Origin of the sequence: Pseudomonas yamanorum, assembly GCF_013386765.1 — a bacterium.
Lineage (GTDB): Bacteria > Pseudomonadota > Gammaproteobacteria > Pseudomonadales > Pseudomonadaceae > Aquipseudomonas > Aquipseudomonas yamanorum_A.
The window spans coordinates 1-5545 of record NZ_JACARE010000060.1 but is presented as its reverse complement, the minus strand read 5'-3'; the positions used below and the strand labels follow the sequence as shown (position 1 = coordinate 5545).

Here is a 5545-nt window from a genome sequence, read left to right as displayed (position 1 = left end):
AATCTTGACGATGACCTACTCTCACATGGGGAAACCCCACACTACCATCGGCGATGCATCGTTTCACTGCTGAGTTCGGGATGGGATCAGGTGGTTCCAATGCTCTATGGTCGTCAAGAAATTCGGGTACTGAGTCGTGACCAGTTGGCCTCGCTTCAGCAAATTGGGTATGTGATAGCTTCGGTGTTTTGTGAGTATTTCGAACTTTCGGTTCGTTTCGTCTTCACACACCGCAATCTGGTGCCTTTTCAGGTCAGCAAATTGCTTGGGTGTTATATGGTCAAGCCTCACGGGCAATTAGTATTGGTTAGCTCAACGCCTCACAGCGCTTACACACCCAACCTATCAACGTCGTAGTCTTCGACGGCCCTTCAGGGAACTCAAGGTTCCAGTGAGATCTCATCTTGAGGCTAGTTTCCCGCTTAGATGCTTTCAGCGGTTATCTATTCCGAACATAGCTACCCGGCAATGCCACTGGCGTGACAACCGGAACACCAGAGGTTCGTCCACTCCGGTCCTCTCGTACTAGGAGCAGCCCCTCTCAAATCTCAAACGTCCACGGCAGATAGGGACCGAACTGTCTCACGACGTTCTAAACCCAGCTCGCGTACCACTTTAAATGGCGAACAGCCATACCCTTGGGACCGGCTTCAGCCCCAGGATGTGATGAGCCGACATCGAGGTGCCAAACACCGCCGTCGATATGAACTCTTGGGCGGTATCAGCCTGTTATCCCCGGAGTACCTTTTATCCGTTGAGCGATGGCCCTTCCATACAGAACCACCGGATCACTAAGACCTACTTTCGTACCTGCTCGACGTGTCTGTCTCGCAGTCAAGCGCGCTTTTGCCTTTATACTCTACGACCGATTTCCGACCGGTCTGAGCGCACCTTCGTACTCCTCCGTTACTCTTTAGGAGGAGACCGCCCCAGTCAAACTACCCACCATACACTGTCCTCGATCCGGATAACGGACCTGAGTTAGAACCTCAAAGTTGCCAGGGTGGTATTTCAAGGTTGGCTCCACGCGAACTGGCGTCCACGCTTCAAAGCCTCCCACCTATCCTACACAAGCAAATTCAAAGTCCAGTGCAAAGCTATAGTAAAGGTTCACGGGGTCTTTCCGTCTAGCCGCGGATACACTGCATCTTCACAGCGATTTCAATTTCACTGAGTCTCGGGTGGAGACAGCGCCGCCATCGTTACGCCATTCGTGCAGGTCGGAACTTACCCGACAAGGAATTTCGCTACCTTAGGACCGTTATAGTTACGGCCGCCGTTTACCGGGGCTTCGATCAAGAGCTTCGCGTTAGCTAACCCCATCAATTAACCTTCCGGCACCGGGCAGGCGTCACACCCTATACGTCCACTTTCGTGTTTGCAGAGTGCTGTGTTTTTAATAAACAGTCGCAGCGGCCTGGTATCTTCGACCGGCATGAGCTTACGGAGCAAGTCCTTCACCCTCACCGGCGCACCTTCTCCCGAAGTTACGGTGCCATTTTGCCTAGTTCCTTCACCCGAGTTCTCTCAAGCGCCTTGGTATTCTCTACCCAACCACCTGTGTCGGTTTGGGGTACGGTTCCTGGTTACCTGAAGCTTAGAAGCTTTTCTTGGAAGCATGGCATCAACCACTTCGCTAACTAAAAGTTAGCTCGTCATCAGCTCTCGGCCTTAGAATCCCGGATTTACCTAAGATTCCAGCCTACCACCTTAAACTTGGACAACCAACGCCAAGCTGGCCTAGCCTTCTCCGTCCCTCCATCGCAATAACCAGAAGTACAGGAATATTAACCTGTTTTCCATCGACTACGCTTTTCAGCCTCGCCTTAGGGACCGACTAACCCTGCGTCGATTAACGTTGCGCAGGAAACCTTGGTCTTTCGGCGTGGGTGTTTTTCACACCCATTATCGTTACTCATGTCAGCATTCGCACTTCTGATACCTCCAGCAAGCTTCTCAACTCACCTTCACAGGCTTACAGAACGCTCCTCTACCGCATCATCCGAAGATGATACCCGTAGCTTCGGTGTATGGTTTGAGCCCCGTTACATCTTCCGCGCAGGCCGACTCGACTAGTGAGCTATTACGCTTTCTTTAAAGGGTGGCTGCTTCTAAGCCAACCTCCTAGCTGTCTAAGCCTTCCCACATCGTTTCCCACTTAACCATAACTTTGGGACCTTAGCTGACGGTCTGGGTTGTTTCCCTTTTCACGACGGACGTTAGCACCCGCCGTGTGTCTCCCATGCTCGGCACTTGTAGGTATTCGGAGTTTGCATCGGTTTGGTAAGTCGGGATGACCCCCTAGCCGAAACAGTGCTCTACCCCCTACAGTGATACATGAGGCGCTACCTAAATAGCTTTCGAGGAGAACCAGCTATCTCCGAGCTTGATTAGCCTTTCACTCCGATCCACAGGTCATCCGCTAACTTTTCAACGGTAGTCGGTTCGGTCCTCCAGTTAGTGTTACCCAACCTTCAACCTGCCCATGGATAGATCGCCCGGTTTCGGGTCTATTCCCAGCGACTAGACGCCCTATTAAGACTCGCTTTCGCTACGCCTCCCCTATTCGGTTAAGCTCGCCACTGAAAATAAGTCGCTGACCCATTATACAAAAGGTACGCAGTCACCCAACAAAGTGGGCTCCCACTGCTTGTACGCATACGGTTTCAGGATCTATTTCACTCCCCTCTCCGGGGTTCTTTTCGCCTTTCCCTCACGGTACTAGTTCACTATCGGTCAGTCAGTAGTATTTAGCCTTGGAGGATGGTCCCCCCATATTCAGACAAAGTTTCTCGTGCTCCGTCCTACTCGATTTCATGACTAAGAGATTTTCGCGTACAGGGCTATCACCCACTATGGCCGCACTTTCCAGAGCGTTCCGCTAATCTCAAAGCCACTTAAGGGCTAGTCCCCGTTCGCTCGCCACTACTAAGGGAATCTCGGTTGATTTCTTTTCCTCAGGGTACTTAGATGTTTCAGTTCCCCTGGTTCGCTCCATACACCTATGTATTCAGTGTAAGGTAACCATCTTATGATGGCTGGGTTCCCCCATTCAGACATCTCCGGATCAAAGTCTGTTTGCCGACTCCCCGAAGCTTTTCGCAGGCTACCACGTCTTTCATCGCCTCTGACTGCCAAGGCATCCACCGTATGCGCTTCTTCACTTGACCATATAACCCCAAGCAATCTGGTTATACTGTGAAGACGACATTCGCCGAAAATTCGAATTTCTCAATTAAGAGAACTCACAAATTTTACCTTAGCCTGATCCGTTACCAGTGAAAGTAACGTTCAGTCTATCTTTCTATCACATACCCAAATTTTTAAAGAACGATCTAATCAAAGACTAGAAATCAACATTCACCATCACAATGATGGAATGCTCATTTCTAAGCTTTCAACTTTCAGAAGCAGTAGTGGTGGAGCCAAACGGGATCGAACCGTTGACCTCCTGCGTGCAAGGCAGGCGCTCTCCCAGCTGAGCTATGGCCCCGTATTTCTACAGGCGTTTCCCACACAAAATTGGTGGGTCTGGGCAGATTCGAACTGCCGACCTCACCCTTATCAGGGGTGCGCTCTAACCAACTGAGCTACAGACCCAATTTCGGGCTGCTTCTTTATCGTCTTCTTCAATGAATCAAGCAATTCGTGTGGGAACTTATGGAGCAGCTGATGTCGTCGATTAAGGAGGTGATCCAGCCGCAGGTTCCCCTACGGCTACCTTGTTACGACTTCACCCCAGTCATGAATCACACCGTGGTAACCGTCCTCCCGAAGGTTAGACTAGCTACTTCTGGTGCAACCCACTCCCATGGTGTGACGGGCGGTGTGTACAAGGCCCGGGAACGTATTCACCGCGACATTCTGATTCGCGATTACTAGCGATTCCGACTTCACGCAGTCGAGTTGCAGACTGCGATCCGGACTACGATCGGTTTTCTGGGATTAGCTCCACCTCGCGGCTTGGCAACCCTCTGTACCGACCATTGTAGCACGTGTGTAGCCCAGGCCGTAAGGGCCATGATGACTTGACGTCATCCCCACCTTCCTCCGGTTTGTCACCGGCAGTCTCCTTAGAGTGCCCACCATTACGTGCTGGTAACTAAGGACAAGGGTTGCGCTCGTTACGGGACTTAACCCAACATCTCACGACACGAGCTGACGACAGCCATGCAGCACCTGTCTCAATGTTCCCGAAGGCACCAATCTATCTCTAGAAAGTTCATTGGATGTCAAGGCCTGGTAAGGTTCTTCGCGTTGCTTCGAATTAAACCACATGCTCCACCGCTTGTGCGGGCCCCCGTCAATTCATTTGAGTTTTAACCTTGCGGCCGTACTCCCCAGGCGGTCAACTTAATGCGTTAGCTGCGCCACTAAGAGCTCAAGGCTCCCAACGGCTAGTTGACATCGTTTACGGCGTGGACTACCAGGGTATCTAATCCTGTTTGCTCCCCACGCTTTCGCACCTCAGTGTCAGTATCAGTCCAGGTGGTCGCCTTCGCCACTGGTGTTCCTTCCTATATCTACGCATTTCACCGCTACACAGGAAATTCCACCACCCTCTACCATACTCTAGCTCGTCAGTTTTGAATGCAGTTCCCAGGTTGAGCCCGGGGATTTCACATCCAACTTAACGAACCACCTACGCGCGCTTTACGCCCAGTAATTCCGATTAACGCTTGCACCCTCTGTATTACCGCGGCTGCTGGCACAGAGTTAGCCGGTGCTTATTCTGTCGGTAACGTCAAAACAGCAAAGTATTAATTTACTGCCCTTCCTCCCAACTTAAAGTGCTTTACAATCCGAAGACCTTCTTCACACACGCGGCATGGCTGGATCAGGCTTTCGCCCATTGTCCAATATTCCCCACTGCTGCCTCCCGTAGGAGTCTGGACCGTGTCTCAGTTCCAGTGTGACTGATCATCCTCTCAGACCAGTTACGGATCGTCGCCTTGGTGAGCCATTACCTCACCAACTAGCTAATCCGACCTAGGCTCATCTGATAGCGCAAGGCCCGAAGGTCCCCTGCTTTCTCCCGTAGGACGTATGCGGTATTAGCGTCCGTTTCCGAACGTTATCCCCCACTACCAGGCAGATTCCTAGGCATTACTCACCCGTCCGCCGCTCTCAAGAGAAGCAAGCTTCTCTCTACCGCTCGACTTGCATGTGTTAGGCCTGCCGCCAGCGTTCAATCTGAGCCATGATCAAACTCTTCAGTTCAAACATCTTTGGGTTTTTAAGAAACCCTAAACTTGGCTCAGCAATCGTTGGTTACATCTTTGATTTCTCGCGGAGTAACTTGTGATGCTGATAATCTTGTTGACTATCAGTCTGACTCCACAAGCACCCACACGAATTGCTTGATTCAGTTGTTAAAGAGCGGTTGGTTAAGATCTTTCGTCTCAACCGAGGCGCGCATTCTACAGCAGCCTCATTTGCTGTCAAGTGATTATTTTCAGAAGTTTTCAAAGTTTCCTTTGTAACTTCAACCACTTGCGCTTCCGATCTCTCGTTAGCGGGAGGCGAATTCTACAGCGTTACACGC

The 5545-nt window shown here is 51.0% G+C and carries 2 tRNA genes and 3 rRNA genes; all 5 read right to left on the bottom strand.

From position 1 onward, the window contains the following. Positions 1–2 precede the first annotated feature (2 nt). The 5 genes from rrf to HX875_RS30795 all read right to left on the bottom strand — a co-directional run bounded on the left by rrf (position 3) and on the right by HX875_RS30795 (position 5220). A 5S ribosomal RNA gene (gene rrf / locus HX875_RS30815) occupies positions 3–118 on the bottom strand. 158 nt (positions 119–276) lie between these two features. Next, a 23S ribosomal RNA gene (locus tag HX875_RS30810) occupies positions 277–3170 on the bottom strand. 247 nt (positions 3171–3417) lie between these two features. Continuing rightward, positions 3418–3493, bottom strand: a tRNA-Ala gene (locus tag HX875_RS30805). Positions 3494–3523: 30 nt separating this feature from the next. Further along, positions 3524–3600: transfer RNA gene (locus tag HX875_RS30800), tRNA-Ile, on the bottom strand. A gap of 83 nt (positions 3601–3683) precedes the next feature. Next, positions 3684–5220 (bottom strand): 16S ribosomal RNA (locus HX875_RS30795). The 16S, 23S and 5S rRNA genes sit together here with 2 tRNA genes alongside, the layout of an rRNA operon. Positions 5221–5545 lie beyond the last annotated feature (325 nt).